The sequence below is a fragment of the Erysipelothrix sp. HDW6C genome (genome assembly GCF_011299615.1).
GTDB lineage: Bacteria > Bacillota_I > Bacilli_A > Erysipelotrichales > Erysipelotrichaceae > Erysipelothrix.
Genome location: NZ_CP049861.1, coordinates 2,083,585 through 2,109,102, shown reverse-complemented (window position 1 = coordinate 2,109,102; position 25,518 = coordinate 2,083,585). Strand labels below are relative to the sequence as shown.

Genomic DNA, 25,518 nt, shown 5'->3' with positions numbered 1-25,518 from the left:
TATGTTACGCATGATTAAAGACAAATGGGTTATGGCTGTATTGGCTGTGATTGTTATCGTTTCATTTATATCTGTCGACTACAGCATGCTATCTTCGATTTCGTGGGACTTGGCACGGGGTGTATTTTCAGGACTACTCAAACCAGAATGGTCGTATTTTTATGATGGAAGTGGTGAAGATGTGTTTTCACTTCTCATACTTACCTTGGGGATTGGTTTCTTAGGAACGTTCTTTGCCAGTATCATTGCAGTTCCAGTGGGAATCCTAAGTGCGCAAAATTTATGGAAAAATGGTGGTGTGATATCTCGTGTTGCTAAAATAATACTTAGTGTACTCAGAGCTTTTCCAGAACTAATCTATGCGATCATCTTTGTTAAAGTTGTCGGTCCGGGACCTTTTGCGGGTGTACTTGCTATTGCAACCCATCAAATTGGGATGCTGGGGAAACTTTTCGCAGAAGAGATGGAGGCCATTGACTTTGGACCTGTGGAGGCGATGGAGTCAGTCGGAGCTGGATTCTTGCAAACCCTCTTCTTCGCCAGAATTCCTCAAGTCCTTGCAATATTCGCAAGTCTAATCGTCAACCACTTCGAAATTGCCGTTCGTTCTGCTTCGACCCTTGGACTGGTTGGTGCAGGTGGTATTGGAGCACCGCTCATTTTCGCGATTCAAGCGCGAAACTGGGGCCGTGTAAGTATTATTCTGTTAGGTGTGATTGTTACAGTGTTTGTTATTGACACATTCGCTGCAATGCTTAGAAAGCGACTCAAATAATATGAAAATTTATGCGACCTCTGACATTCATGGCTACAACACCGAGCGACTTGACGTATTGTTGGAACGGGATTTTGAAAATACGATTCTTATCGATAATGGTGACTTCTTTATTGGAAGTCCGCATGCAACATATTGGAATCATCAAGCAGGAGAGAATCAACTCGTTAAGATTGCTAATACTATAAAATTTGATGCAATGGTTCCTGGCAATCATGACTTTGACTATGGCTTAGATTTTTATTTAGATCGTGTGTCAGAGTTGGATATGCCGGTTATTGCTTGTAATATTTTCGATAACCAAGATAATCATCTTTTTGAACCGTATACAATCATCACCAAAGGCAAACAACGCATTGCGATTATTGGTGCAGTAACATCAAATCTCTCCCAGTTGACGTCATTTGCCAATACAAAAGATTTGCGCTGCCAGTCAGCACCACAATGGATTGCGAAATACGTTGAAGCACTTCGCGACACTGTAGATGTCATTGTTGTTTCATATCACGGGGGTATCGAATGTGATTTATCTACGGGACATGAAACGCAATACCAGACTGGAGAAGATGAGGCGTATAAGATTGCGCGTTCGATCACGGGAATTGATATTCTTATTTGTGGACATCAACATCGTGAAAACTCCGGTTATGTAAAGGATTGTCATGTTATTCAAGTGCCAGATCGGCTCAAAAAAATTGCTGAGATCACTTCTCATGCCCCTTATGCCTTATCCTGGGTAATACCACAATCACGTATTCGTGAGGATGAAGCTTATAATAAGTGGCTTGAGTCTACCGTTGATACGCGTCATCTTGAAGCATTTGTAAGACAGTTTCTAAACGGAGATGTTTACGATTTTGAATTGGAAGACAATACAGTTCAGGCAATGATAACGGCATTTTCATCCGTTTACCCCATGCGTGCTTACACATACAACGGATTTGAGTTGGCGTCCTTTCCGTGGTGTACAGTACGAGATGATGCCTGTATTGTCACGAATCGTCAATTGGATGCATACCGTCTGAGCGCATTCACTGTTGCCAATATCTTTGATCTCTATTATCATCATGTTTTTAAACCCTAATCACTCATAAAGCAAACGATTTCGCTTCGTTTGCTTTTATATTGTAAACGTACATGAAATTGATATAATGAAACCAGTACATGGGGTCAGGGGGTATGGTATGAAACATACACATAACAAAATTATTGAACAACGAATCTATAATATCATTCGTGAGGATGATGAAAATACATTTGTTGCCAATCTTGTCGATACATTCTTAATGATTCTTGTCATCATCAGTGTTATCGTTGCATTCTTAAATACATTTGAGATATCTACTGAATTTAAATCACTCTTGAACGGAACTGAGACTGTTTTTGTTATTCTCTTTACGATCGAGTACATCTTGAGATTGTGGACCGCAGAGTTGATTTATCCTGATCTATCCCCAACTAAGGCACGACTGAAGTATGCACGTTCAGGAATGGCTTTGATTGACTTGTTTTCAATCCTCCCATTTTATCTTCCATTCTTTGGAATCAGTGTGGGTACCTTGAAAGTAATTAAACTTGTGCGTCTGTTGCGAATCTTTAAAATTAATCGTTATACAAACTCATTGACCTTGATTGGGAGGGTATTAAAAACACGAGCATCACAGCTCGCGTCATCCATTATCGTTATTGTTGTCTTGATATTTGTAGCTTCAATGTTAATGTATGATGTAGAGCATGTCGCTCAACCGGATAAATTTAACAATGCCCTGTCGGCGATGTGGTGGGCGATGTCCACCATCACAACTGTTGGTTATGGTGATATCTATCCCATAACCAGTTTGGGACGTATTTTGAGTGCTGTCATAACCTTTTTAGGAATTGGTTTAACCGCCATTCCAACGGGTATTGTTTCAGCAGGATTTATCGAACAGTCAAAAGTACTCCAACAACCCAAAAACTCGAAACTCCCAGTTATTACCGATGAAATGAGTTATTGTCCGTGTTGTGGTCAACCCTTACAAAATAATGAGCATGAATAAAGGCGCCTAAGCGCCTTTTTAATTAGATAGAGATTGCCCCTCGGAATCCACGCGCGCCATAATAAGAATCGGCACCATTATGGTATACAAAGACGGTTTGATAACGGAAGTCACTGAAGATTGCACCGCCTAAATTACGAATCGAAGGTGGTGTGATGATCCAACTGGATGACTTTGTATCGAAATCACCAAGTGTTTGAAGAAACCGTGTTTGTGCTTCATCAAGCATCGTGATTCCCATTTCTTTTGCCATGTTAAGTGCACTATTCTTTGGCTTGTGCTCTTTACGCGCTTCCAATGCTGGATGATCATAGCATACACTGCGTCGTCCTTTTGGGCTTTCTTTGCTGCAATCAAAAAATACAAAAGCATTGGTTTTAGAATCAACCATGACTACATCAGGTTCTCCGCCAGTTAGTTCCATTTCAAACAAAACACGAAGCTTTTCAGGGTTGTCATGCAAACGAGCAGCAACATCATCCCATAATATGCCCTGATGTCTCTCAGGGTGTGAATGGAAACGTGCTTCTAATGTCTCAAGTAGTTCTTGTAGTTCTGGATTCATGATAATACTCCTTTAGTGTCGGACACTCTTTACTAGAATATACCATTTCATGATATTTATTTCTACGCTCATGCAAAGATAACCATCGAAAAAGTATCAAGTATCCTGTATAATGGTTTGAAGAGATACAGCGAGGTAGCATATGGGAACGACAAATTATCGGTTTTGGAATATTGTTGTCGTAGTTAAGGATCAGAAAATCCTTCTTATTGATCGAAACAAAGGCGATTTTGATGGGCTTGTCGCACCCGGTGGTAAAGTTGATTTTCCAGAGACTTTTTATGAATCGGCACAACGTGAACTGCTTGAGGAAACTGGGCTTCATGCCAAAGATCTCATATTAAAGGGGATGTCGGGATATATCAATTCTGAAAAAAATGAACAATACCTCTATTACGACTACTTTTGTGATGATTTCACTGGAACATTGGTTTGTGATGGTCCTGAGGGACAGTGTGATTGGTATGATCTTGGTGAAATTGAGACACTGCCTATCCCGCAGGATATGAAGGCGCGAATTCAATTGATGTTGAAGCATGACTCTTACGAGTATCAAATGTATTGGGATGAGAAAAAAAATCAAGTTGAAAGAATACAGATTTATGCAGATGGAAAACCAGTATTATAAAGAAAGCGCACGACTTAGTCGTGCGCTTTCTCATTTTGTATGGGTAGAAATTTATTCAATACAATGAATACTTGTAATGAAGCAACAGCGGATAGCACAATTTTAAATGTGAAGTCATCCTTGCGAATGGCATAATATGCAGCCTTTTCTTCGTGAAGTCGTAGCGGTGCTTGTTGAGAAATGTTTTGAGATCCACGGTGAGTTATGTCACTGTTGATACTTCGTGTTTCTTGCAGTGTTGCAAGAAACATAAGGACTATAAATACAAGCCCACTCACTGCATAGGTCATTGACTTTTTCATGCTATCACCTTCTTATATCTATCGTATCACGCGATGAATCTTAAGAGAAGAAATATGCTAAATATAAATATCATCAAACCACTGTTCAATTTCTTCTGGAGGAAATGAGATTATTGCACGTTTCATGACTTCCAACATTGTCTCTTTTTCATTTTGATGGAGAAGGGCAACAATGCTAATTGAAATGCGCGCAAGTTTGGTTGCTTTTTCGCGTTGTCCCAAATGAAGGTATGAGATGGCGCGAAACATATTTGTATAAATGGCCACATTCCCAGACATGGCGTGTTGACTAGTTGTGAAGTAGCGGTCTGCATATTCGATGGCAAGTTCATATTGTCCACGCATGGTTAACATAATGGTAAGCATACCATGAATTTGCTGACGAATTGTCTCGGCAAGATGGAGGTCATATACGTCCAAGCGTCTTAGCGCTTCTTCAGCAACGTCGACAACACCATCAAATGGAACCAAGAGAATGACATAAGAGATAAGATACAGTTCATTCAAATACCACTCATCCATAGCGAGAATACGATTCCATATAGTTGTGAGTTGATCGAAAAGAGTTGTATCCAGTTCAATCTGCTCGTGCTGAGAGACATAAAGAGAGCATCGAAGAACAGTTGCGTAGTCTGAGAAGAATAAATCGCCTGTATCCGCAAACCAAATATCACACAGTTTAATGGTTTCCTCGGCAAGGCTAATATCGTTTAGATGATTAAATTGTTCCAAGTTGTTTAGAACTTTATCTTTACGGTTTTGTTTATGATGACCAGCAAGGAACATAAACTCATTAAGTGTTACATTGAGATTGTAAAGTATCTTCATGAAATTGATGTATGAAGGATCGGTCAATCCTTGTTCGATCTTGGCAATATTTGATTGTCCGAGAAAGGGTTCTCCAACTTCTCGTTGGGATAAATTTGAGTTAGTCCGGATTGTTCGTATTGTTTCTCCGGTATTATCTTGAATCATATTGAAATAGGCGTTCATTCTCATCAACAGAACCCCTCCTTATTGTTAATATAAGTATACACTTTTTTTTAGGGTAACTCGACACAAACAATCTAAAAAAATAAATCGTTATGATTGCTATTGTTGAGTGAAACAGTAAAATAAGAAATATAAGAGAAATGTGAACAAGACTGTGTATTTTGTGAACTCCGATAAAATGTTCACAAAGATAAGGGCTTTCAAAGAACCGGAGGAAAAAAGCGCAAAAAAAAAATAACTTTTTCTAAGTCATATATGACTAACGAAAGTGTCACTTTAGCTCGTCATGTTACGATTCATTTGTAATTGGCAGCGGTTGTGAAACGACACTTCCGCAAGACTACAATGCGAATTTACATAATTTGGAGGAGGAAATAGTAGTTATGGAAAGTAGATTAGTTAGAACATTTATGGATTTGGTCATCATAGATTCCGAGTCAGGAAATGAAGGCTTGTTTCACCGTTATTTAATTGAAAGATTCACCAGCTTAGGATTGAACTATATGGAGGATGACTCAATGGGTGCTACTGGCCTTGGGGGTAACAATCTCTTATTCACACTACCAGGGAATGTGGACGGAACGCCCATATTCTTCTCAGCTCACACTGACACCGTTTCGCCGGGAGTCGGCATTGTGCCAAAGGTTAAGGACGGCATCGTTTATTCGGACGGACCTACCATCTTAGCTGCTGATGATAAAGCAGGTATCGCAATTATGCTCGAGTTGATTGAACGACTTGTTGAGAATAATGCTGCGCATACAACTATTGAATTTATTTTGACACCAGGTGAAGAAATTGGACTTATTGGAGCAGCCGCATTTGATAGCAATCTCTTGCAAGCAAAACATGGCTTTGTTCTAGACAATGGTGGTCCTGTAGGAAGCATTACGCTCGCAAGCCCCACACTTGCATCAATTGATGTTCATATTAAGGGAAAGACTGCACATGCTGGTTTGGAACCTGAAAAAGGAATTTCAGCCATTACTGTTGCGGCTACTGCCATCTCACGTATGAAATTAGGGCGTGTTTCCGATTATACTACCGCAAACATTGGTACCATTACGGGTGGCGCAGCAACAAACATTGTTGCTGAGGAAGTATTTATTAAAGCAGAAGCACGTTCAATCGAACGTTCACAATTCGATGCACAAATTCAACATATGAATGATGTATTTGAAGCGGTAGCCCACGAATTTGGGGCAGAAGTGTCATTTGCTTACGATATTAAATCTGTTGGTTATTACTTTGATCGCGAAACACCGATTGTTGCAAAAGCAAGTGCAGCAATTCGTGATTTAGAAATTGACCCTCGTTTTGAGGTCAGTGGCGGTGGAAGTGATGCAAACATCTTCAACGCCAGGGGAAAAGAAGTTGTTAACTTATCCATTGGATACGAAAATATACACACAATTGATGAGTATATTCCTGTTGCAGAACTCCATAAAGCAGTTGAACTGTGTTATCAATTGGTTAAGAACGCAATGGATTACGCATCATGAGTAAAGACGAAATCACAAAAGTAATCAAACAGATTCCCATTGTAGCTTTTGCGCTCGCATTAATTGGAATCAGTATCAATATGTTTCTGGGACCCCATCACATCGCTGCTGGTGGTGTGAGTGGGATTGGGATTCTTGTAGAACAAGTCTCTGGGATTGATCGCGCAGTAACTGTTATGGTTCTGAATGGACTTATGTTAATTCTTACCTACTTCTTATTGGGGAAAGATGTGTTTATTCGGACAGCGATTGGGAGTATCTTATTGCCGATTTCGTTGGCACTTGTTCCAGAAATTATGGTTGTTCAAGATCGTTTCTTCTCGGTATTAGTCGGAAGTAGCATCTTTGCAGCCGGAGTTGCCATTCTTTATAAAATTAATGCATCAAGTGGGGGAACGACAATTCCGCCTATGATTCTAAAAAAATACTACAACATCAACAAGTCAGTTGGTCTTTTGATAACGGATGCAATTATCGTTATTTTCAATATTTTTGTTTTTGGAACAGAAGCATTCTTGTATGCTGTCGTTTCACTTATTATTACATCCATTGTCATGACTTACCTCGAAATGGGGTTCAAGCGCAGTAAAGCTGTGTTGATTATGAGTGAATTAGATATTGATACCATCAAGCATGCAATTTATAAGGAGATTAACCGTGGGGTAACAATCTTCAATGTGTCTGGTGGTTATACCGGAAACAATAAGGAAATGCTTATGGTAGTTCTATCAAGTCAAGAGTATCAAAAACTCATGACCATCATCGATGGAATTGACAAGCGTTCGTTTGTAATTGCCTACAATGTTTCAGAAGTCCATGGCTTAGGGTTTACCTATCAGACCGTGGTTTAAAATAAGAGGAGAAAAAATATGAATCCAGTTTTAGCGTTTACTGCTGTCATGCTTATATGGACGGTCAGTGACATCATCGCCAAGCGAACAAAATCGCTTTTATCATCATTATTTGTAGCGTCTGTTATCTTTCTGATTGGTTTTAAAACAAACTTTATTCCTGCTGATATCTTGCAGAGTTCATCCTTGTTAACACTGGGAACAACCGTTCTTGGTTTTATCATTATTCATATTGGAACAATGATCAGCATCAAAGAGTTGAAAAGCCAATGGAAAACAGTTGTTATTGGTGTCTCGGCAATCATTGGGATAACTGTTGCATTACTTGTGTTTGGTCCAATGTTTGAGAGTTTGAACTACGCAATTGCCGCTATTGGTGGTATCAGTGGTGGAACGATATCCATTATTATGGTTCAAGATGCCGCATTAGCCTTAGGACTTGTGTCCGTAGCGGTATTACCAGTCTTAATTTCTGCTTTCCAAGGAATCATCGGATTCCCATTGACATCGATTATTTTGAAGAAAGAAGCACAAAGACTTCAAAAAGAGTACCGCAATGGAACCCTAGAGGTTGTTGAGGTTGTTGCAAAAGAAGATGGAAGCAAGACGATGCTTCCTGCAGCCTTCCAAACAACAGCAGGAACACTCTTTATCGTTGGGGTTGTCATGTTACTTGCAACATACATTAGCGGACTTACTGGTGGGATTCTTAACACATTCATCGTGGCACTTATCTTGGGTGTTGCCCTTCGTGAGTTTGGAATCTTAAAAGCCAACATCTTAAATGGTATTGATGCTTATGGATTGATGATGTTATCCATCATGATTATTATCTTTGGTCCACTTTCAACAATCTCAGTTACAGACTTAGTTGAGCTTATCATTCCATTAACGCTATCATTCCTTGTTGGTGTAACAGGAAGTATTGTATTTGCATCGATCGCAGGAAAATTGCTTGGGTATAGCCCATTGATGGCGATTGCTGTAGGTCTAACATCATTATATGGCTTCCCTGGAACTATGATTCTTAGTCAGGAAGCAGCGAAGAGTGTGGGAACGGATGAGGCTGAGATTCAAGCAATTGAGTCACAGATTCTTCCAAAGATGATTATTGCAGGTTTCTCTACTGTTACAATTACTTCGGTATTTGTAACAGGACTTATTGTAACGCTCATTCGATAAACAAAAACCCACAATGTGCTTCACGATAGATTATCGTGATTGTGCATTGTGGGCTTTTTTTATGTTTATGTTTCATTTACAAGCGCATAGATGGCCCGTACGGTATTGGCGTTTCGAACTGTAACATTCTTGTAGACAGGCGATCGCATCAGTTTTACAACACCACTACGCGGATAATCGGCACGATTTAGGTGCCATATAATTGCATCAGGATGTTTTATGATAGTATCGATACCCTCTACACAGGGCATTTCCATGTCCATAGTGGGGTCTATAACAAACATGACATCTGTGAGTACAGTTTTATCAGTTACCCAGTGATCTTCAAGCAATGCATGTACTGCAGCCAATTGGGATGCAGAAATTACATGTACAATTATATCTAAGTTGAGTTCCTGTAAAATACCATCATGAATTCTCTTGCTAGCATCGGAATCATCGGTATCAAAAATTATATTCCCAGAATTAATATAGGTTTTAATCTGTGTATAACCCAGGGATTCACACAAGGATTTTAAGAAATCCATGGGAACCTTATTTTTACCGCCAACATTAATACCTCTTAAAAGTGCAATGTGTCGCATAGTGTTACCTCGCTAGACTTATTATAATATATTTCGAGAGCGAAGTCCTTGAAATAAAATAGTATAGTTGCTAAACTAAATTTATGAAAACGTTAAATGATAGAATTGGGAGTGTAATCCTTAAATTGCGAGAACAAGAACGGACACGAATTCATGTGCCGGGTTATGGTTCAATTACACCAAGTGAGTTGCATATTATTCAGACAATAGGAGATGCCAAACAGATAACGGCTCAAGAGATTGGGAACGTGTTATCTATTAGTAAAGGAGCAGTATCACAAGTTGTTAAAACGCTTACGAAAAGCGATTTGATTATGCAATCACCATCTGAAAAAGACAAGCGCAGTAAAGTGCTCACACTCACAGAATTGGGGAATCATTACTATGAGTGTCACTTGCAAATTCACCATGATTTACAACAGAAACTGCGAGAATCATTGAGTGAAACAGAGCAGGCGGGTTTTGAAAAAGGACTTGATGTTCTATTGGACGCTTTGCATGATATTGATACGCAATACCGTTAAAAGAGGGAATGTATGAAACGAGATAAGATTATGATTGTTGGCGGCCATGGACATGTTGGGCGTCATATTAGTAATGCCCTTAGGGGTGAAAAAATCATATTGGTGGGTAGAAATGAAGCGAGAATTCATGACTTCCTCAATCAACAACGACTTGAAGCAGAAGTACGCGTTATGGATATAAACCAACCTTTAGATGAAGCACTTCTTGAAGATGTGGCCCATATGATTGTATGTATTGATCAAGAGGATACCCAGTTGATAGAATATTGTGATAACCATGGTCTTAATTATATGGACGTAACTGCAAATAGTACGTACATCGAAAGAGTTGCACAATTACCCCTATCACAAAAAGGGACGTATATTTTTGGAGTGGGACTTGCACCAGGCCTTACCAATTTGTTGACCCATCACTTTATTGGTATGTATCCTGAAGTAAAGGATATTGATGTTCACATCATTCTTGGGTTGGGAGATAAACATGGCGATGCGGCAATCACATGGACAATTGATAACCTCGTAACAGAATATCAATGGCAAGATCAACGCTTAACGCCATTTAAAGAAGGAGGTCGGGTTGTAATTGCGAACAGCAAATACAAGTCCTACAACTTTAATTTTGCAGATCAGTTTATGCTCCAACGTGAGTTCGCTGATAAGAATATCAAAACCAAACTTGGGTTTGATATGGGATTTGCAACCTGGGTTGTTCATGCCCTTAGCACAACAGGACTCATACGCATTGCCACAACCACGTGGATGCGCAATCTGATTCAAGGTGCTATGAAGCGTCCCGTTGTCGGATCGGACCTCTTTGCAGTCAGCATCCAAGGTGGGCACCATGAAATAAGTGTCGTTGGTTCGGATGAAGCACAATTTACAGGTGATGTTGCTACACTTATCGCAAGACGCATGGTAAGTGCGCCCTTAAAGCGAGGATTGATAACGATTGCGGATGTTATCGATGTTGAATCACTCCTTGAATTAACCCAACTTAACATGAACATTCTTGACACCCAATAGGGTGTCATTTTCAATCAAAAGAAAGTTGCAACTTAGCGGGAATATATTGCATCTTAGCATCAAACTTCACAATAAAAAATAACTTCTGTATAATAGACCCTAGATGCAAAAAAGAGGATGTCGTATGGGGTGCGATTCCGCGAAAGGGGCTACCTATGAAATTAATTATGAAGTATCTAAAAAAGTATAAATGGTCAATTGTTTTTTCCTTTATACTTGTCGGAATCTCTGTTACAAGCCAGCTGATTCAACCGACAATTATGTCTGATATCATTCAAGCAATTGTTGCCAATGATACAGACCAAATAACAACACAAGGCCTCATCATGATTGGGCTCGCTGTTGCAGGATTTGCCGCGGGGATCATTAATACAATCATTGCTGCGCGAATGGCACAGCGTACGGGTTCTGATATCCGTAATGATGTTTTTGATAAAGTGCAGGAGTTTTCTTACAGCAATATTGAGAAATTCTCTGCAAGTAACCTTGTCGTAAGATTGGTCAATGACTCACAACAAGCGCAAAGCTTAGTCATGATTATTCTGCAATCACTGACACGAATTCCGGTTATGTTTGTGGGGAGTCTCATACTTGCCATGATGGCGATGCCAGAATTATGGTGGATTGTATTGGTAATTATGTTCTTGGTTATCTTTATGGTCATGGTATCATTTGGAATTATGGGACCAAAATTTGGACGCATGCAACAATTAATTGAAAAAATTAACGCCATCGCTAAAGAGAATTTTACCGGAATGCGCGTTGTGAAGTCCTTTGTTCAAGAAGATAGTGAAATTGAAAAGTTTACGGGAGAGAGCAAACGTCTAACAAAAGAAATTATTGGTGTTGGATTTGTATTTAGTATTCTTATGCCTTCCTTCTTCCTTATTATGGATGGGGGATCTGCGGTTATTATGATGTTTATTGGTAACATGACCAATTTGACACCGGCTGTTTTAGGAAACGCAATTAAGTTTATCAACTATATTGTTATGATTATGATGTCGTTGATGATCGGTGGGATGATGGTAAGTTTCTCTTCACGTGCGTTTGTATCATTAAAACGTATTCAAGAAGTCCTCGATACTGAGGTTGATATGACATATGAGGTTAATGACACCAAGCTTACATCGGGAAGCATTAAATTTGAAAATGTATCGTTTACCTATGATGAATTGGATCACCCAACACTTGAAGACATTAACTTTGAAATCAACCATGGTGAAACACTGGGGATTGTTGGGGCGACAGGGTCTGGAAAATCGACACTTGTGCAATTGATTGCACGTATTTATGATCCATCAACAGGTATTGTAACCGTTGATAATCATGATCTCAAAACGATTAGTGAGGATGAACTGCGTAAAAATGTATCACTCGTTTTACAACGTCCGACGCTCTTTTCAGGAACCATTGCTGACAACATTCGCCAAGGTAAGAAAGATGCAACACTGGAAGAAATGAAACATGCTGCTGCGATTGCTCAAGCAATGGAGTTTATTGAACACGAAAAAGATGGATTTGATGCCGAAGTGTTCCAACGTGGGGCAAACTTCTCTGGGGGTCAAAAACAACGCATCTCAATCGCGCGCGGTATTGTAGGAAATCCGAATATTCTTATTCTTGACGACAGTACAAGTGCTTTGGATGCTAAGTCAGAAAAAAATGTAAAAGATGCACTCAAAGCAGAAATGGGTCAAACGACAAAAGTTATTGTCTCACAAAAAATATCTTCAGTTGTTCATGCTGATAAAATTCTTGTGCTTGACGAAGGCCGCCTTGTGCAACAAGGTACACACCGCGAATTGTTAGAGACTTCACCGGTCTATCAAGAAATCTATGAAACACAAAAAGGACGCGCCATGTTAGATGACACATTTCTAACGGAAGCGTTATAGGAGGAGGCACTATGAATAATTCAATCCAATATTTCTGGAACTATCTTAAAAAGTTTAAGTTTAAATTACTCTTGGTCCTCATCGGAGTTTTCGTTAGCACATATTTTGTTGTTCGCATGCCTGATATCATCAGTGACGGTATTAATGAGTTGGGTGCCTTCATCATGGGATTTGCTGACAAATCTGCTTTTGAGACAACCGTACTCACACTGGGTTTGTTTGCAATCTTATCATGGTTATTTGGCGTCGTCCAAAATATTTTTATGTCGCAAATTGCTGGAGATGCAACACATGAAATGCGTAAAGACCTCTTTGCGAAACTTGAAAGGTTACCAATTCGGTTCTTTGATAAGTCTAATGATGGGGATATACTCGCTCGATTCACCAGTGATCTCGACAATATATCAAATACACTCAACCAATCGATTCATGAGATTATGTCCAACATTGTTATGTTGGGGACAACACTCGTCTTAATGATGATGAATGGTTTGGAACTCTCTTTGGTTGTGTTATCAACATCGCCAATTATTGTGTTTGTTGCTGTGAAGATTATTCTTAAAGCAAAGAAATATGTCACAATCCAACAAAAACGTGTTGGGGAACTAAATGGATTTGCCGACGAGCGTTTTTCTGGCCAAAAACTTATTATCGCCAACGGACTTCAAGAAGAGACCAAAAAAGAGTTTGTTGAATACAATGAGAACTTGTACCAAGCAACATTTAAAGGTCAACTCTATTCCAATATTCTGTTTCCAACATTGCAAGGGTTGTCCATGATTACAACTGGGATTGTTATCTTCTACTGTGCGTGGATGACATTGGAAGGACGCTTGCCAATTTCGGATGCGGCGGGAACACTGTTTCTCTATACACAATATGTTCGAATGATTTACCAACCACTATCGCAACTCGCATCACAATTCACGCAAATCCAATTGGCCGTAACGGGTGCTAACCGAATTCTTGAAATTCTGAAGGAAACGGATGAAGTGGACCGTCCTGATGTTGTGACGATTGATGGCATTGAGGGAACGGTTGTTCTTGACAATGTAAGCTTCGAATACGACGCTGGTGAACCTGTACTACAAAACATCAACATATCCGCTGCACGAGGGCAAATGGTTGCGTTGGTAGGCCATACGGGTTCTGGTAAAACTACGATCATGAATCTTCTCAATCGCTTTTACGATGTCGAGAAAGGGGTTATCTCATTTGATGGCCGCGATATTCGCAATATATCATTGCCGAGTTTGCGTAAAAATGTTGGGATTGTCCTTCAGGATTCTGTTCTGTTTACAGGAACGATTCGTGAGAATATAGCCTTTGGATATCCTGAGGCAAGCCAGGAGGCTGTAGAGTCTGCTGCAAAACGCGCTCATATTCATGAATTTATTATGACGCTTGAAGATGGTTACGAAACAATCGTCAGCGAAAGCAACAGTCGTATGAGTGTTGGTCAAAAACAATTGATTAGTATTGCTCGTACAATGATTGTCGATCCAGATTTACTCATTCTCGATGAGGCAACAAGCAATGTTGATACGGTAACTGAACATCAAATCCAAAAAGCGATGGATGAAGTTACAAAAGGTAGAACAAGCTTTGTAATTGCTCACCGTCTGAAAACGATCCTTGAAGCAGATAAGATTGTTGTCTTACAACATGGTCGTATCATAGAAGAAGGTACGCATGACGAACTTTTAGCAGCAAAACAACATTATGCTGAACTCTATGAGAATCAATTTGTTTTTGAATCTTAGAACTCCCTTGGGAGTTCTTTTTTTCTTGCCAAAAGAAAAACCAGGCCATGCCTGGTTAATTGTTTTTACGACGTTTCAATGCAAGAACACTAAGTCCTGTTGCAATTGTCAGTAATCCGAATATTGGAAGTCCATTTGAATATCCTGTACTTGGAAGTTTTTCGGGTGTCGTTGGTTGTGTTGGTGTGACAGGTTGCCACTGTGCATAGAGTACCATGTCAGAACTTACGGTCATTGTTTTGAAATCCCAAAGAGGACTTCCTGGCTGAGCGTTTTGGCTCCATCCGATAAACGTGTACCCATTACGGGATACTGTGAACGGTTGACTTACCCATGCGCCTGCATCAATGACTTGCGATGCTGGCGCAATACCGTCGCCACCATTTAAGTTGAACGATACATTGTATGATGTTGTCGCAATAGGTTTCCATTGCGCAAAGAGTGTCATGTTACTTGAAGGCGTTGTATCTGTAGCGAAGTTCCATAAGCCAACACTTCCATCTTGAGTTGTACTCCAACCTTGGAATGTGAATCCATCACGCACTGGTTGAACCGGTTGAGAAACTGTACTTCCGGCTGTTAACGCTTGTGCATCTGGTTGTGCAGATGTTGCACCATTTAAATCAAATGAAACATTGTATGTAGCTACAGGTTCAGGTTTGCGTTCCCATTTTGCGTGCAAATATTGATGTGTTTCTGTTTGATTGGTTGTTGCGAAATCCCACAGTACATCACTTTCGTTATACCAACCTAAGAATGTATAATTTGCAGAGATTGGTGTTATGGGTTCAAGAATTAACTCATTTTTAAACGATAAATTATAATGTGACATTTCTGTATAATTTTCGAGATCTAAATCTGCAATTGTCTCGGGATTCAAATCAAAATATGCAATACCATCATAATCAATATAGACATCATCGCCGTTAAATGCGTTATTGTATCCTGCAAGGAATGCATGAGATGACTGACTGAATGTCGTGTCGGTCACATTGTTACGATATGAAGTTTGCAACAGGCTTGAACTTTCAGCATTAAGGTTCCAAACCACAGGGTATAGCGAAGTGTTATTGTTGAATGTTACCCCATCCAATACAAGAACATCGGGATACTCTTTGTAGCCAGTGATTGCGATACCACCACCGTAGCCACCTTCGTAGTATCCAGGACCGGTATCACGTCCGGTTACTGTGTTGTTTGTAATCTCGGTGTTGCGAATTGTAAAGAGGCCGGGGATGTTTTCGCCAGTTCCATAACTGAAATCAATTGCACCACCATGATAATCAGAAATATTTCCGCTCAAGATGCTGTCTTCCAGTGTAAGATCGGTGATTCCGCCATTATTATTGCTAAGTGCAATAGCGCCACCGGTTACAGCTGTATTATTCAAGAAACGTGAGTTTTTGATGACAAGTGTCGTTCTACCGGATGATTGTACAATGTTGAGCGCACCACCAGAACTTGGAAGTCCTGTTTGCTCGCCAGTTTCGGGATTGTATTCAATCAATCCCCCTTTGTTGTTTTCGAATGTTACATTATCAAGCGTCGTTGTTGTAGCACTTCCATCAGCATTCAGCATGATTGCCCCACCACCACGGTGTGCGTAGTTATTGGTGAAGGTTGTGTTTGTAATTGAAACATTGGATTGTGCGGTTTGTTTGATGCTAAGTGCACCAGCCGTTCCTTCAATATTAGTGTTATCTTTAAAACTACTGTTTGTTAGTGTTAGTGTTGAAGTTGTATAGCCTGTATACTTCATACCACCTGACATGCTGCTGGCTTTGTGATTGGATATATGTAAACCATCGACAGTGACAACGCCATCTTTATTATAGAATCCAATTGCTGCACCATTTTGATTGACAGTTTCGTTGCGATCCATTGTAATGTTTGTAAAGGAAGCATTTGCGCCATTGGCAAGATCTACCATAATAATAGCTGCACTTGCACTGTTGCGATCGGGAATGACATTGCCTGTAAATGTTGCGTCCACAACACTCAGTGACCCGCCATTAAGGGCAGTATATTGCAAGATACCAGCATCCCATCCTTTAGCAGTACTTTCACGGACTACCAAACCATTGATAATATGATTTCCTGTTGATGATGTGATTGCAATACCACCACCTGTTAAGCCCGTTTCACGATTTCCACTTAAGACAACATTTGTAAAGGTTAGATTCAGTGATCCATTCCCTGTTGTCTCCAAATGCTTTTTATCTTTTGCATTGATAAACACCACTTCAGTACCATCACTGGAAACAAATTCAAGAGATGTTACTTTTGCAGTATTGATTTTAAGTGAATCGTTTAAAACAATTCGACTCCCACCGCTAATAACAAGTGTTGCATCACCTTGTGCGTTAGCAAGTGCTGCGACAAGTCCAGCATAATCATCAATTGTGGTAGCACGGGGTGTTTTAACGGGTGCTTCTACGACTGGACTGATAGATTCGTTGTCAAGTACATCAATCGTTTGTATATCCACTGCAGCATCCACTGCTTCTTCTTCGACAACTTCGGGAGTATCTACAACTGTTTCAGTTGTTACTTCCTCTGTAATTTCATCGATGCTCTCCTGTACATCGTTGACCGGTAAGGAATCGATGTCAGCTTCTTCCGCCATAAGTGGAACCATTACAGAACCCAATACAAGCGCGAGTGAAAAGATTCCAATTGTGAACTTTTTCTTCATAAAAATACGTCCTCCATTTCAAAGTTCGGTACTAAAATGCACGTACCCTACCTATTAATCATAACAAAGCCCTCGTTTATATCCACTAAACTAGGTCTTTAAGACGTATAATCTATAAATATTATAAAGAAATATGAACAAAAGGCTGTTCATTACATAAAACATACATTTCATTACAAACTAAATAATCAACACACAAATAAATGATGCGTCATTGTGTATCATAGATAAAGAGGCGGTATGATTCAATAATATCAATTAGCTTTTCAGCGTACATGGGATCGGTTGCGTAGCCAGCGTTTCGTAGAGCAATGGCAGCTTCAGTATAGGAGGTTGCTGAACGAACTGAACTGTAATTTTCTGTTGTTAAAAGTAGGGCATGATCGCGCATTGAGGCCTCAATTGAAGGATAGACTTTAAATACATCGTAGATATCATGTTCAACATCATCATAAAATTCAGTTGTTGCAACTTCGACTGATGCACCCTCGTAGGAACCTTTGATGCCAAAATAATTGTTTGCATCAGTGCTTAAAGTACTTCGTCCCCACTCTGACTCAAGGATTGCTTGCGCAATAATAATGCTGGGAAGAATTTCTGAGTCTTTTCCAGAGACAATTGCTGCATCCGCAATTGATGTGATGAATTGCGTCTCAGAACTGGGCTCTTTGTGAGATTCATAGGTAAAGAGAACAATGAAGAAAGCAACAACACATACCGCAAGGGCAAGGAGTTGTTTGATTGTATCGTGTTGGTTTCGCTTTTTTCGTTTCATGACATCACCTTTTCTGTGGATATCATATCAAAAGATAAAACTTGAAGTGTGTAAAATATGAGAATGTTGAGACTTATGTGATAGTGATAATCACTATTGACTGATCGGGTGGCGAGTGTTAAGATTTTGATAGAAAAGAGGTATTCAATATGTTGAACTTAATCGATGCAGTATTACCAGAGTTTCGTGTGGACGCATATCAAAATGGGGAATTTATCAGTGTATCCAACACAGATATGTTGGGAAAATGGTCAGTTGTGGTTTTCTACCCTGCGGATTTTTCATTTGTATGTCCTACCGAATTAGGAGCACTTCAAGACCTTTACGGAGAATTCATGAATAACAATTGTGAGGTATATTCTGTTTCGTGTGATTCGCACTTTGTTCATAAAGCATGGGCAGATGCAACAGATACAATTGGTAAGATTCGTTATCCAATGCTTGCTGATCCAACGGGTGGACTTGCACGCTTCTTTGGGGTGATGGATGAATCAGCAGGTCAGGCATATCGCGGATCATTTGTTATCTCTCCTGAAGGAAAAATTAAGGCCTATGAAATTCACGATATGGGAATCGGTCGCAACGCAGAGGAGCTCTTACGGAAAGTTGAGGCTGCCCAATTTGTTGCCGAACATGGAGATAAAGTATGCCCAGCAAACTGGCAACCGGGAGAAGATACTATTGAACCAAGTTTGGATCTTGTAGGGAAAATCTAATGAGCACCGACTTGATTTATGATGCCGTCATTCTTGGGGGTGGACCTGCTGGTTTGAGTGCGGGAATTTACGCCGCACGATCGGGTCAACATGTTCTCATTATTGAAAAAGATCGCTGGGGTGGCCAAGTTACAACCACAACAGATATCGTAAATTATCCTGGGATGCGTCACACTCAAGGCGAGGCACTCATGACGGAAATGCGTTTACAAGCAGAGGACTTCGGTGTTGAATTCAAGTCAGCAACCGTCAGTGATGTATCCTTAGATACTGGGGTTAAAGTGATAGAGACTGACCGTGGTGTTATTAAAGGCTATGCTGTGATGATTGCGACTGGTGCATCACCACGTACAATTGGATTTCCTGGGGAATTAGACTATCGTGGAAAAGGCATTGCCTATTGCTCCACATGTGATGGCGAATTCTTTACGGGTCGGGATATCTTCGTAATTGGTGGCGGATTTGCTGCCGCTGAGGAGGCTGTATTCTTAACGCGATTTGCGCGAAAAGTTCATATGATTATTCGCGAACCAGATTTTACAGCCGCGAAAGCAACCGCAGATAGTGTAAAGGCTCATAAAGATATTGCGATAACCTACAATACAGAAGTAAAATTAGTTAATGGAGAAGGAATGCTCACCCATGCTGAATTTGTAAACAATCAGACTGGAAAAGAGACATCATTCGATGCTGAAGAAGGATTTGGAATGTTTGTTTTTGCAGGAACCAAACCAGCAAGTGACATCTTCAGTGGTAAAGTAAAAATTGAAAAAGATGGCTACATTCCTACAAACGAAGCCATGGAAACGAATATTGCTGGGGTTTACGCCATCGGAGATATTCGTGTTAAGCATCTTCGCCAAATTGTAACTGCAGTCTCAGATGGTGCAATTGCTGCCACCGAAGCTGAAAAATACATCACCGAGTACAAACAGAAGCACAACATTGTTTCGCAACCACGTGTTGTTAAGGAACGCGTTAATGATGCACCAAAACTCGAAAAGACGGGAATGTGGTTTAGTGAAACAATCCGCAACCAACTGTCGGGAATATTTTCAAGGCTCCATGAAACCGTCCACTTGGATTTGTTTCTTGACCAAAGTGAAAAATCTTCAGAAATGCTCTCATTTGTTGACGAGTTTGTAAGCTTGAGTGACCATCTTGAACGGGGTGAAGTCACGTACAACCAAACAGATTTTGTTCCACGAATTCAACTGCAGGGTACTGGTATTTCATATGCAGGAATTCCCAGTGGGCATGAGTTAAATTCTTTAGTGTTGGGAATTTATAACATTGGCGGGCCTGGGCAAGAAATCACTGAGAGTCAACGCGTCCGCATTCAAGCACTTCCAGAGGTTTCGCTTGACATTGCTGTTTCATTAACTTGCCATTTTTGTCCAGATGTTGTTGCGAGCTGTCAAAGGATTGCATCAATCAATCCAAAGGTGTCAGCACAAATGGTTGATACCGGCATCTTTCAAACATGGATGAAGTCCAAGAAAATAATGAGTGTACCTGCAATTTTAATCGATAATAAAAACATTGTCTTTGGTTCAAAGACAATGGATGAGATTTTAGATGCAATAGAAAAGGAGAAATCAATTTAAGATTTCTCCTTTCTTTTCGAGTGTTCGCATCATCACTTGTTCTCCATGCTCATTAATACGCACGGGTTGGAATCCCATTTTTTCATAGAGATGCTTCGCTTGCTCATTGCCAAGTACATAATCGATATAAAGATCCCGATAGGGCGTGTTGATGATGACCCATGCACTTATTTTTTCAATGGCTTGGCGTCCGTAGCCTTTATTTTGATGATTGTGATCAATCATAATGCGCCAGATTGTCACATCGCGTTCCTCATCATCAATATCTAAAAGTGCAAAGCCAACAATGGTGCCGTTAACACTTAGTGCAAAAGGCATCACCCCATCGTTACGGTAAAGATAACACTCGGCAAGACTTTTTACATTGGGAGCTACATACTTCGCTTGCTCCGGACTGACTTCGCATTTTAAAACAGCAGCGAAGTTTTCTTCATTTATTGTGAGTAAATCCATTATAAATAATCTCCCTTACAACTCCATCCTATCATGTGAGACAGACGGTGTCATTGCACATTATCTAATATTTCTTACTTTTCTTTTGGAATGCGGAATTCAAAGTGTGTGGTCGGGGAATAAGCACTGGCTTTCTAAAGCGGTGATCAATAATGTAAAAGATATGACTGATGACAAGAAAGAAACCAACCAATGCTGCGATATATCCAAGAGACTTCATTCCGATGCGATCAAAATCAAAAAAGAAGTAGGGGAAACGAACCGGCAGCCCGTCTGCAGTTGAAATGCGATAAACATAACCAAGCAAACCAGCTGCTGATGAAAAGAGGACGTAGCAAAGTGGATAGATTAATACCGCATATACATCGCGATACTTTAGATGTCCAGAATCTGCGAACAATACATAATCAACAAGACAAAGTAGGGGTGTAATCAGATGGACGGTGAGATTACTTAGCGTAAACAGATTTGTATTGGCGTCCATTGAGAAGGATTGTGGTGCAAGCATCACCCAATAAACAATGAGCGTGAGCAGTAAATCAATAACAACGACCATTTCAAATCGTGGGTAGTAACTCGCACTCCCATCATCCCCAAAATGTCTGCGTTCTCGCTGTGTCTTAAAAATAAGCAGTGCAAATAAAACTAACCCGAGGAAGTTGCTTTGAATGGTGTAGTACATAAATTGTGCAAGATGTAATTGCCCTTCAAAGACCTTCATACTTAACAAGAGTCCAAGTAAAACGAACCCAAAACTTACGATTCGAAACCGTAAAGCGATTTTTCGATTGTGTATCATAATAACCTCCATTGCGATAAAACAATAGTCTCATTCTACGCTATTCTTTATTGAGATTGGGTGTGGTGGCATGAGATGGTCAATTGCGGTTACAAAAAAGAATGTGCGGCATCAACACCGCACATTCTTCACTATTTTTGTAAGGTTAAAATTCTTGGGCCTTCTTTGGTGATTACCAAGGTATGCTCATATTGACAACTGAGACTTCCGTCTGTTGTTCGTGCTGTCCATCCATTGTCATCCAACGTGGCATAGGGTGAACCAACGTTCACGATAGGTTCAATGGTGATAACCATGCCTTCTTTAAGACGTGCTCCTGTATGCGGTTTTCCCACAAAAGGAATCATTGGGGGTTCATGAATCGTGGGTCCCAGACCATGTCCTGAGAACTCAAGTGACATATTGTAGCCAAACTGTTTTACATAGGTGTCCATAACATGACCAATATCACCTGCACGATTTCCGATTTGAGCTTGTTCAATCCCAAGATAAAGAGCTTTTTCAGTGACTTCCATAAGTTTCCGTACAGCATCTGAAGGTGTACCGACACTGTATGCCCAGCATGAATCGGATAGGAAACCGCGTAAATCGATACAAAAGTCAACTTTAACCAAGTCGCCATCTTTCAGTTTATCGTGGGTAGGGAAGCCATGACACATCGCGTCGTTGACGCTAATGCATGTCGCATAAGGATAATCTTCATAACCAATTTGAGCAGCAATGCCACCATTCTCGGTAATCATTGTATGCACAAACTGATCAATATCATGTGTTGTAATACCTGTTTTAATAAAATCGCGAAGTGCTTCGTGAATACGTGCGAGAAGTTGACCCGACTCGTACATGCCTTCAATTTCGCGTTGTGATTTAATTGAAATCATAAGTACCTCATTTCTAGAATTTATTATACGCCACTTTTAGCAATTATGTACTATAAGTTTGCTTTGAAGTAGGCAACCATCATATCAGTTGTATCACGGCCAACATAGTGGCCCACATTATGGGTCAATTCGAATGACAGGTTGGTACCATAATCATGGTGCTTCGCAGTCTTATAAAATGCCCAGTCGTCATAATAAGGAACGGTTTGATCAACATCACCATGCCACAAGAGTACGTTGCGTCCGGCAAGCGTTTCAGGATGACGGCTAAGATCAATGTCTTTAAGACCGGTAATTATTGCACCACCAATTTTCTTGGTAACTTCACCTAGATCCAGGTGTTGTAATTGTGATTTGAAGAATTGATAGATTGAGGGTGTACCCATCAGTGATACAGCAACATCAATCCATTTAAATTGTGTGAGTGCTGCGAGTGTTGTAATGCCACCCAATGACTCTCCTGTTACACCAACACGGCCAACAATCACCAGGTTTCGTGTTGTAAGCTCGTTATGAATTGCATCGATATCTTTGAGACTTTGATTGATAATCTCGGGCAAGCGATATTCAGGAACGCGTTGATTGTTAATGCGACGTTCACCATGGTATTTTGCATCCAAGAGGATAACCCGGTAACCATTTCGAGCTAACTTGTAACCGCTAATTATTGAAAGTTCTTTGTTGTTGGTGTAACCATGCAAAAAGAAAACAAGGGGTGCTGGTTGGTCGACACATGTGGTATCAATCAATTCCAGGTAGTTGAATCCATTGAGAGTATGTTCGTTGATAATGATGTTCATAAGATACCTCCTCATAATAGTGTATCACGAATTGATGTTTGTATCCTATAAAGAAGGTAGGTGTCTATGTCTTTTAAAGTAGGAATACATACGTTATAATATGACATGAAAATGGAGGGTTATATGAATCAAACTGGAAAAACAAAGAACATGATTGTAACGACGATGTTTATGGCACTTACAGTCGTCATGATGTTTACCCCCTTGGGAACGCTGCGCCTTCCTGTTGTCAGTGTAACAATCGCCCACATTCCTACCATTGTTGCGGCGCTTGTTTTGGGACTTAAACAAGGGATTATGGTGTCGTTATCCTTTGCACTTACGTCAATGTTTATTGCAATAATTTCGCCTACCTCTGTATTGGATCCTTTTTTCGCAAATCCATTGATTTCCGTTTTACCACGAGTACTTATCCCAGTGACAACCTATTATGTAAGTCGTCTCTTCAAGAAAGATTCGAAGGTTGGTATCATGGTTTCGACCTTGTTGGGAAATTTAACCAATACATTCGGAGTCTATACGATGCTCTATTTAATTTATGCACAAGCAATTTTAGAGCAATCTGGAAACAGCGCAGTGAGTCTGATTATTGGTGCAATCTCAACCAGCACGTTGATAAAGAGTGTTATTGTGGTTCTCATCGTAACACCAACCGTTATGGCATTACGCCGCGTTATTAAAAAGTAATTGACAGATATGTTATAATTTACGCACAAAGAATGAGGTTATGTATGGATACTTATATTGGATTGGGTGTTGTCTTAAAGAACGACGAATCACTCGCAAATGAATTAGAGAATATTATGGATTTGTTGGAGAATCATGCACAAGAAATTGTGGTGACCTACCCAAAGGATGGCGATCTCAACGACTGGCAACATGAAGCAATTGAAGGCCGTCTGTATGATGTGATTGATTACTTGACCTACCGCACGTCGTATGCGGATATGATGTTAGATTTAGGTGGACGTGTTGTTGAAGCACGTTTGAGTTTAACAAACGAATCGGATGTTGCTGTGATGAAGTTGGAAATCGCAGACAAGGGTATGTTTAAAGACCGCACTCTCGAAGATTTAGAAGCAGTGACATCAATCCTCACAGATTTTATTGAAGCCATTGACCGCAGTGTTACGTATAGTTATATATTTTGCGATAATGAAGCAGAGTTCTTGTATACGAAAGAACGGTTGCTTGAAGTTGGCTACAATCCGTATGCAATTCTCAAAATGCACGATCGTACAACCGCTTATGCAGCATGGTATGTGGATGGTTTCACAGAACGTCCGACTCAAAAAGTGTCTTAGACACTTTTTTTCTTACCTTACAAATGTGTCATGTTCCTACTTTTACGCAATGCTATACTGAGCGTACAAGGAGGAATTGAGATGAAAAAATTACTTGCACTTGTACTTTCTGCACTTGTTCTTGTTGGATGTGCAGCAAAGCCTGCTGAATTTGATAAAACTGCTGTCTTTAACGATGCATTAAAAAATCATCAAAACCATCAGAAAATGGATGTTGCTGTCACTTTGGATGTAGAAATGGAAGGATTGCCACTTGGAGATTCCATGACTTTCACGGGTTCTTACCAAGGAAATAAAATACTTAAATCTGTAGATGATCTCGAATTCATCGCGAAATTTACAGCAGGATCTCATGGTGTCAGTATGGGTGTTAACCTTTACGGACATGATGGCGTTCTGTATGAGGATGGTGACCAAGTTGAACCCAGCCGTTTTGTAATTGGCGAGCGATCACAGGAATTGGTGCCGACGATGAATACAATTCTTAATCTGACTGATATTAACAAATTGCAATTAACAACAGATGCAATTGCTGGAATGGAAGCCAAACGAACTGCCACTGGGTATCAATACACAGTCAATGACTCAACAAAAGAGACCGTTGCGGGATTGAACACAGTCTTTGCATCTTATCTCGAAGAAATGGAATTAAGCATTGAAGATATTTCTTTTGTGATGGATATCAATGAAACTGCTGATTTCCAAACATTGACTGCAAGCATTGCACTCAAAGGTGGACCGGATAATCTACCAATCCAGTTGAAATTATCTGTTAAATACAATGGATTTGATGACGCGGTCAAATTAGATTTCCCCAATTTCTCACGCTTCAAGATTCAGTAAACCAGCTTCGGCTGGT

At 40.1% G+C, this 25,518-nt stretch carries 26 protein-coding genes; 16 read left to right on the top strand and 10 right to left on the bottom strand.

Annotation, left to right across the window (positions count from 1 at the left end; all coding sequences use genetic code 11):
- The first annotated feature begins 1 nt into the window (after position 1).
- The 3 genes from phnE to G7062_RS10055 all read left to right on the top strand — a co-directional run bounded on the left by phnE (position 2) and on the right by G7062_RS10055 (position 2,814).
- Positions 2–775 (top strand): phosphonate ABC transporter, permease protein PhnE, encoded by a 774-nt coding sequence (gene phnE / locus G7062_RS10065; RefSeq protein ID WP_205700127.1) that lies wholly within the window; start codon positions 2–4, stop codon positions 773–775.
- Between the two features lies 1 nt (position 776).
- Positions 777–1,859 carry a metallophosphoesterase gene (locus tag G7062_RS10060; RefSeq protein WP_166065792.1) on the top strand — a complete coding sequence of 361 codons (1,083 nt, stop codon included), beginning with the start codon at positions 777–779 and terminating at the stop codon, positions 1,857–1,859.
- Positions 1,860–1,959: 100 nt separating this feature from the next.
- A complete protein-coding gene (locus G7062_RS10055; protein ID WP_166065791.1) occupies positions 1,960–2,814 on the top strand; it encodes an ion transporter in 855 nt (284 codons plus the stop codon).
- A 22-nt stretch (positions 2,815–2,836) separates the two neighbouring features.
- Here the strand turns inward: G7062_RS10055 and G7062_RS10050 are convergent, their stop codons facing one another.
- Entirely contained in the window at positions 2,837–3,379 is a 543-nt protein-coding gene (locus G7062_RS10050) for a DUF4256 domain-containing protein (RefSeq protein WP_166065790.1), read from the bottom strand.
- Positions 3,380–3,521: 142 nt separating this feature from the next.
- Here G7062_RS10050 and G7062_RS10045 point away from each other — a divergent pair, with 142 nt between their 5' ends.
- Entirely contained in the window at positions 3,522–4,007 is a 486-nt protein-coding gene (locus G7062_RS10045; RefSeq protein WP_166065789.1) for an 8-oxo-dGTP diphosphatase, read from the top strand.
- A gap of 14 nt (positions 4,008–4,021) precedes the next feature.
- Here the strand turns inward: G7062_RS10045 and G7062_RS10040 are convergent, their stop codons facing one another.
- Both G7062_RS10040 and G7062_RS10035 read right to left on the bottom strand, forming a co-directional pair.
- Positions 4,022–4,309 (bottom strand): hypothetical protein, encoded by a 288-nt coding sequence (locus G7062_RS10040; protein WP_166065788.1) that lies wholly within the window; start codon positions 4,307–4,309, stop codon positions 4,022–4,024.
- A 57-nt stretch (positions 4,310–4,366) separates the two neighbouring features.
- The gene (locus G7062_RS10035; protein ID WP_166065787.1) at positions 4,367–5,311 is read right to left on the bottom strand and encodes a helix-turn-helix domain-containing protein; all 945 of its coding nucleotides are present in this window, start codon (positions 5,309–5,311) and stop codon (positions 4,367–4,369) included.
- Positions 5,312–5,685: 374 nt separating this feature from the next.
- On the opposite strand from G7062_RS10035, the gene G7062_RS10030 reads away from it, so the two are divergent.
- The 3 genes from G7062_RS10030 to G7062_RS10020 are packed head-to-tail and all read left to right on the top strand — an operon-like array spanning position 5,686 to position 8,837.
- Positions 5,686–6,804: a M20/M25/M40 family metallo-hydrolase gene (locus G7062_RS10030; protein ID WP_166065786.1), complete on the top strand. Its 1,119-nt coding sequence runs from the start codon at positions 5,686–5,688 to the stop codon at positions 6,802–6,804.
- Entirely contained in the window at positions 6,801–7,655 is an 855-nt protein-coding gene (locus G7062_RS10025; RefSeq protein ID WP_205700126.1) for a YitT family protein, read from the top strand. The genes G7062_RS10030 and G7062_RS10025 overlap by 4 nt, the downstream gene beginning before the upstream one ends.
- Before the next feature lie 18 nt (positions 7,656–7,673).
- Positions 7,674–8,837, top strand: coding sequence for a hypothetical protein (locus G7062_RS10020; RefSeq protein ID WP_166065784.1), 1,164 nt, complete (start codon positions 7,674–7,676; stop codon positions 8,835–8,837).
- Between the two features lie 65 nt (positions 8,838–8,902).
- On the opposite strand, the gene G7062_RS10015 is transcribed toward G7062_RS10020, so the two are convergent.
- Positions 8,903–9,421: a DUF1697 domain-containing protein gene (locus G7062_RS10015; RefSeq protein ID WP_166065783.1), complete on the bottom strand. Its 519-nt coding sequence runs from the start codon at positions 9,419–9,421 to the stop codon at positions 8,903–8,905.
- A gap of 83 nt (positions 9,422–9,504) precedes the next feature.
- Between G7062_RS10015 and G7062_RS10010 the strand changes: the two genes are divergently transcribed.
- The 4 genes from G7062_RS10010 (at position 9,505) to G7062_RS09995 (ending at position 14,629) form a co-directional block, all read left to right on the top strand.
- Positions 9,505–9,945: a MarR family winged helix-turn-helix transcriptional regulator gene (locus tag G7062_RS10010; RefSeq protein ID WP_166065782.1), complete on the top strand. Its 441-nt coding sequence runs from the start codon at positions 9,505–9,507 to the stop codon at positions 9,943–9,945.
- A 12-nt stretch (positions 9,946–9,957) separates the two neighbouring features.
- Positions 9,958–10,968: a hypothetical protein gene (locus G7062_RS10005; RefSeq protein WP_166065781.1), complete on the top strand. Its 1,011-nt coding sequence runs from the start codon at positions 9,958–9,960 to the stop codon at positions 10,966–10,968.
- A gap of 155 nt (positions 10,969–11,123) precedes the next feature.
- Positions 11,124–12,866 (top strand): ABC transporter ATP-binding protein, encoded by a 1,743-nt coding sequence (locus tag G7062_RS10000; protein WP_166065780.1) that lies wholly within the window; start codon positions 11,124–11,126, stop codon positions 12,864–12,866.
- An 11-nt stretch (positions 12,867–12,877) separates the two neighbouring features.
- A complete protein-coding gene (locus G7062_RS09995; RefSeq protein ID WP_166065779.1) occupies positions 12,878–14,629 on the top strand; it encodes an ABC transporter ATP-binding protein in 1,752 nt (583 codons plus the stop codon).
- A gap of 55 nt (positions 14,630–14,684) precedes the next feature.
- Here the strand turns inward: G7062_RS09995 and G7062_RS09990 are convergent, their stop codons facing one another.
- Both G7062_RS09990 and G7062_RS09985 read right to left on the bottom strand, forming a co-directional pair.
- Positions 14,685–17,324: an InlB B-repeat-containing protein gene (locus tag G7062_RS09990; RefSeq protein ID WP_166065778.1), complete on the bottom strand. Its 2,640-nt coding sequence runs from the start codon at positions 17,322–17,324 to the stop codon at positions 14,685–14,687.
- A 211-nt stretch (positions 17,325–17,535) separates the two neighbouring features.
- A complete protein-coding gene (locus G7062_RS09985) occupies positions 17,536–18,099 on the bottom strand; it encodes a glycoside hydrolase family 73 protein (RefSeq protein WP_166065777.1) in 564 nt (187 codons plus the stop codon).
- A 149-nt stretch (positions 18,100–18,248) separates the two neighbouring features.
- Between G7062_RS09985 and ahpC the strand changes: the two genes are divergently transcribed.
- Together ahpC and G7062_RS09975 are read left to right on the top strand one after the other, a co-directional pair.
- Entirely contained in the window at positions 18,249–18,815 is a 567-nt protein-coding gene (gene ahpC, locus G7062_RS09980; RefSeq protein ID WP_371741428.1) for an alkyl hydroperoxide reductase subunit C, read from the top strand.
- Positions 18,815–20,422, top strand: coding sequence for an FAD-dependent oxidoreductase (locus G7062_RS09975; RefSeq protein WP_166065776.1), 1,608 nt, complete (start codon positions 18,815–18,817; stop codon positions 20,420–20,422). The genes ahpC and G7062_RS09975 overlap by 1 nt, the downstream gene beginning before the upstream one ends.
- Here G7062_RS09975 and G7062_RS09970 read toward each other — a convergent pair.
- The 4 genes from G7062_RS09970 to G7062_RS09955 form a co-directional block, all read right to left on the bottom strand.
- Complete coding sequence (locus tag G7062_RS09970) at positions 20,414–20,875, bottom strand: GNAT family N-acetyltransferase (RefSeq protein WP_166065775.1); 462 nt, start codon at positions 20,873–20,875, stop codon at positions 20,414–20,416. The two genes, G7062_RS09975 and G7062_RS09970, sit on opposite strands and share 9 nt — an antisense overlap.
- Before the next feature lie 64 nt (positions 20,876–20,939).
- A complete protein-coding gene (locus tag G7062_RS09965) occupies positions 20,940–21,674 on the bottom strand; it encodes a Pr6Pr family membrane protein (protein WP_166065774.1) in 735 nt (244 codons plus the stop codon).
- A 131-nt stretch (positions 21,675–21,805) separates the two neighbouring features.
- The gene (map, locus tag G7062_RS09960; protein ID WP_166065773.1) at positions 21,806–22,555 is read right to left on the bottom strand and encodes a type I methionyl aminopeptidase; all 750 of its coding nucleotides are present in this window, start codon (positions 22,553–22,555) and stop codon (positions 21,806–21,808) included.
- Positions 22,556–22,605: 50 nt separating this feature from the next.
- The gene (locus G7062_RS09955) at positions 22,606–23,355 is read right to left on the bottom strand and encodes an alpha/beta fold hydrolase (RefSeq protein WP_166065772.1); all 750 of its coding nucleotides are present in this window, start codon (positions 23,353–23,355) and stop codon (positions 22,606–22,608) included.
- Positions 23,356–23,478: 123 nt separating this feature from the next.
- Here G7062_RS09955 and G7062_RS09950 point away from each other — a divergent pair, with 123 nt between their 5' ends.
- From G7062_RS09950 to G7062_RS09940, 3 genes are all read left to right on the top strand, one after another.
- Positions 23,479–24,042 (top strand): ECF transporter S component, encoded by a 564-nt coding sequence (locus G7062_RS09950; RefSeq protein ID WP_166065771.1) that lies wholly within the window; start codon positions 23,479–23,481, stop codon positions 24,040–24,042.
- Between the two features lie 44 nt (positions 24,043–24,086).
- Entirely contained in the window at positions 24,087–24,659 is a 573-nt protein-coding gene (locus G7062_RS09945) for an Imm64 family immunity protein (protein WP_166065770.1), read from the top strand.
- Between the two features lie 81 nt (positions 24,660–24,740).
- The gene (locus G7062_RS09940; protein ID WP_166065769.1) at positions 24,741–25,502 is read left to right on the top strand and encodes a hypothetical protein; all 762 of its coding nucleotides are present in this window, start codon (positions 24,741–24,743) and stop codon (positions 25,500–25,502) included.
- Positions 25,503–25,518 lie beyond the last annotated feature (16 nt).

Excerpts from the sequence above, each read along its gene's own strand:
- G7062_RS09985 (WP_166065777.1), bottom strand. The coding sequence starts at position 18,099 with ATGAAACGAAAAAAGCGAAACCAACACGATACAATCAAACAACTCCTT.
- phnE (WP_205700127.1), top strand. The coding sequence starts at position 2 with ATGTTACGCATGATTAAAGACAAATGGGTTATGGCTGTATTGGCTGTG.
- G7062_RS09995 (WP_166065779.1), top strand. The coding sequence starts at position 12,878 with ATGAATAATTCAATCCAATATTTCTGGAACTATCTTAAAAAGTTTAAG.
- G7062_RS10050 (WP_166065790.1), bottom strand. The coding sequence starts at position 3,379 with ATGAATCCAGAACTACAAGAACTACTTGAGACATTAGAAGCACGTTTC.
- G7062_RS10005 (WP_166065781.1), top strand. The coding sequence starts at position 9,958 with ATGAAACGAGATAAGATTATGATTGTTGGCGGCCATGGACATGTTGGG.
- G7062_RS09975 (WP_166065776.1), top strand. The coding sequence starts at position 18,815 with ATGAGCACCGACTTGATTTATGATGCCGTCATTCTTGGGGGTGGACCT.
- G7062_RS10055 (WP_166065791.1), top strand. The coding sequence starts at position 1,960 with ATGAAACATACACATAACAAAATTATTGAACAACGAATCTATAATATC.
- G7062_RS10060 (WP_166065792.1), top strand. The coding sequence starts at position 777 with ATGAAAATTTATGCGACCTCTGACATTCATGGCTACAACACCGAGCGA.
- G7062_RS09940 (WP_166065769.1), top strand. The coding sequence starts at position 24,741 with ATGAAAAAATTACTTGCACTTGTACTTTCTGCACTTGTTCTTGTTGGA.
- G7062_RS10030 (WP_166065786.1), top strand. The coding sequence starts at position 5,686 with ATGGAAAGTAGATTAGTTAGAACATTTATGGATTTGGTCATCATAGAT.
- G7062_RS09950 (WP_166065771.1), top strand. The coding sequence starts at position 23,479 with ATGAATCAAACTGGAAAAACAAAGAACATGATTGTAACGACGATGTTT.
- G7062_RS09955 (WP_166065772.1), bottom strand. The coding sequence starts at position 23,355 with ATGAACATCATTATCAACGAACATACTCTCAATGGATTCAACTACCTG.
- G7062_RS10040 (WP_166065788.1), bottom strand. The coding sequence starts at position 4,309 with ATGAAAAAGTCAATGACCTATGCAGTGAGTGGGCTTGTATTTATAGTC.
- G7062_RS09970 (WP_166065775.1), bottom strand. The coding sequence starts at position 20,875 with ATGGATTTACTCACAATAAATGAAGAAAACTTCGCTGCTGTTTTAAAA.
- G7062_RS09945 (WP_166065770.1), top strand. The coding sequence starts at position 24,087 with ATGGATACTTATATTGGATTGGGTGTTGTCTTAAAGAACGACGAATCA.
- G7062_RS10025 (WP_205700126.1), top strand. The coding sequence starts at position 6,801 with ATGAGTAAAGACGAAATCACAAAAGTAATCAAACAGATTCCCATTGTA.
- G7062_RS10045 (WP_166065789.1), top strand. The coding sequence starts at position 3,522 with ATGGGAACGACAAATTATCGGTTTTGGAATATTGTTGTCGTAGTTAAG.
- G7062_RS10000 (WP_166065780.1), top strand. The coding sequence starts at position 11,124 with ATGAAATTAATTATGAAGTATCTAAAAAAGTATAAATGGTCAATTGTT.
- G7062_RS10015 (WP_166065783.1), bottom strand. The coding sequence starts at position 9,421 with ATGCGACACATTGCACTTTTAAGAGGTATTAATGTTGGCGGTAAAAAT.
- G7062_RS10010 (WP_166065782.1), top strand. The coding sequence starts at position 9,505 with ATGAAAACGTTAAATGATAGAATTGGGAGTGTAATCCTTAAATTGCGA.
- map (WP_166065773.1), bottom strand. The coding sequence starts at position 22,555 with ATGATTTCAATTAAATCACAACGCGAAATTGAAGGCATGTACGAGTCG.
- G7062_RS10020 (WP_166065784.1), top strand. The coding sequence starts at position 7,674 with ATGAATCCAGTTTTAGCGTTTACTGCTGTCATGCTTATATGGACGGTC.
- G7062_RS09965 (WP_166065774.1), bottom strand. The coding sequence starts at position 21,674 with ATGATACACAATCGAAAAATCGCTTTACGGTTTCGAATCGTAAGTTTT.
- G7062_RS09990 (WP_166065778.1), bottom strand. The coding sequence starts at position 17,324 with ATGAAGAAAAAGTTCACAATTGGAATCTTTTCACTCGCGCTTGTATTG.
- ahpC (WP_371741428.1), top strand. The coding sequence starts at position 18,249 with ATGTTGAACTTAATCGATGCAGTATTACCAGAGTTTCGTGTGGACGCA.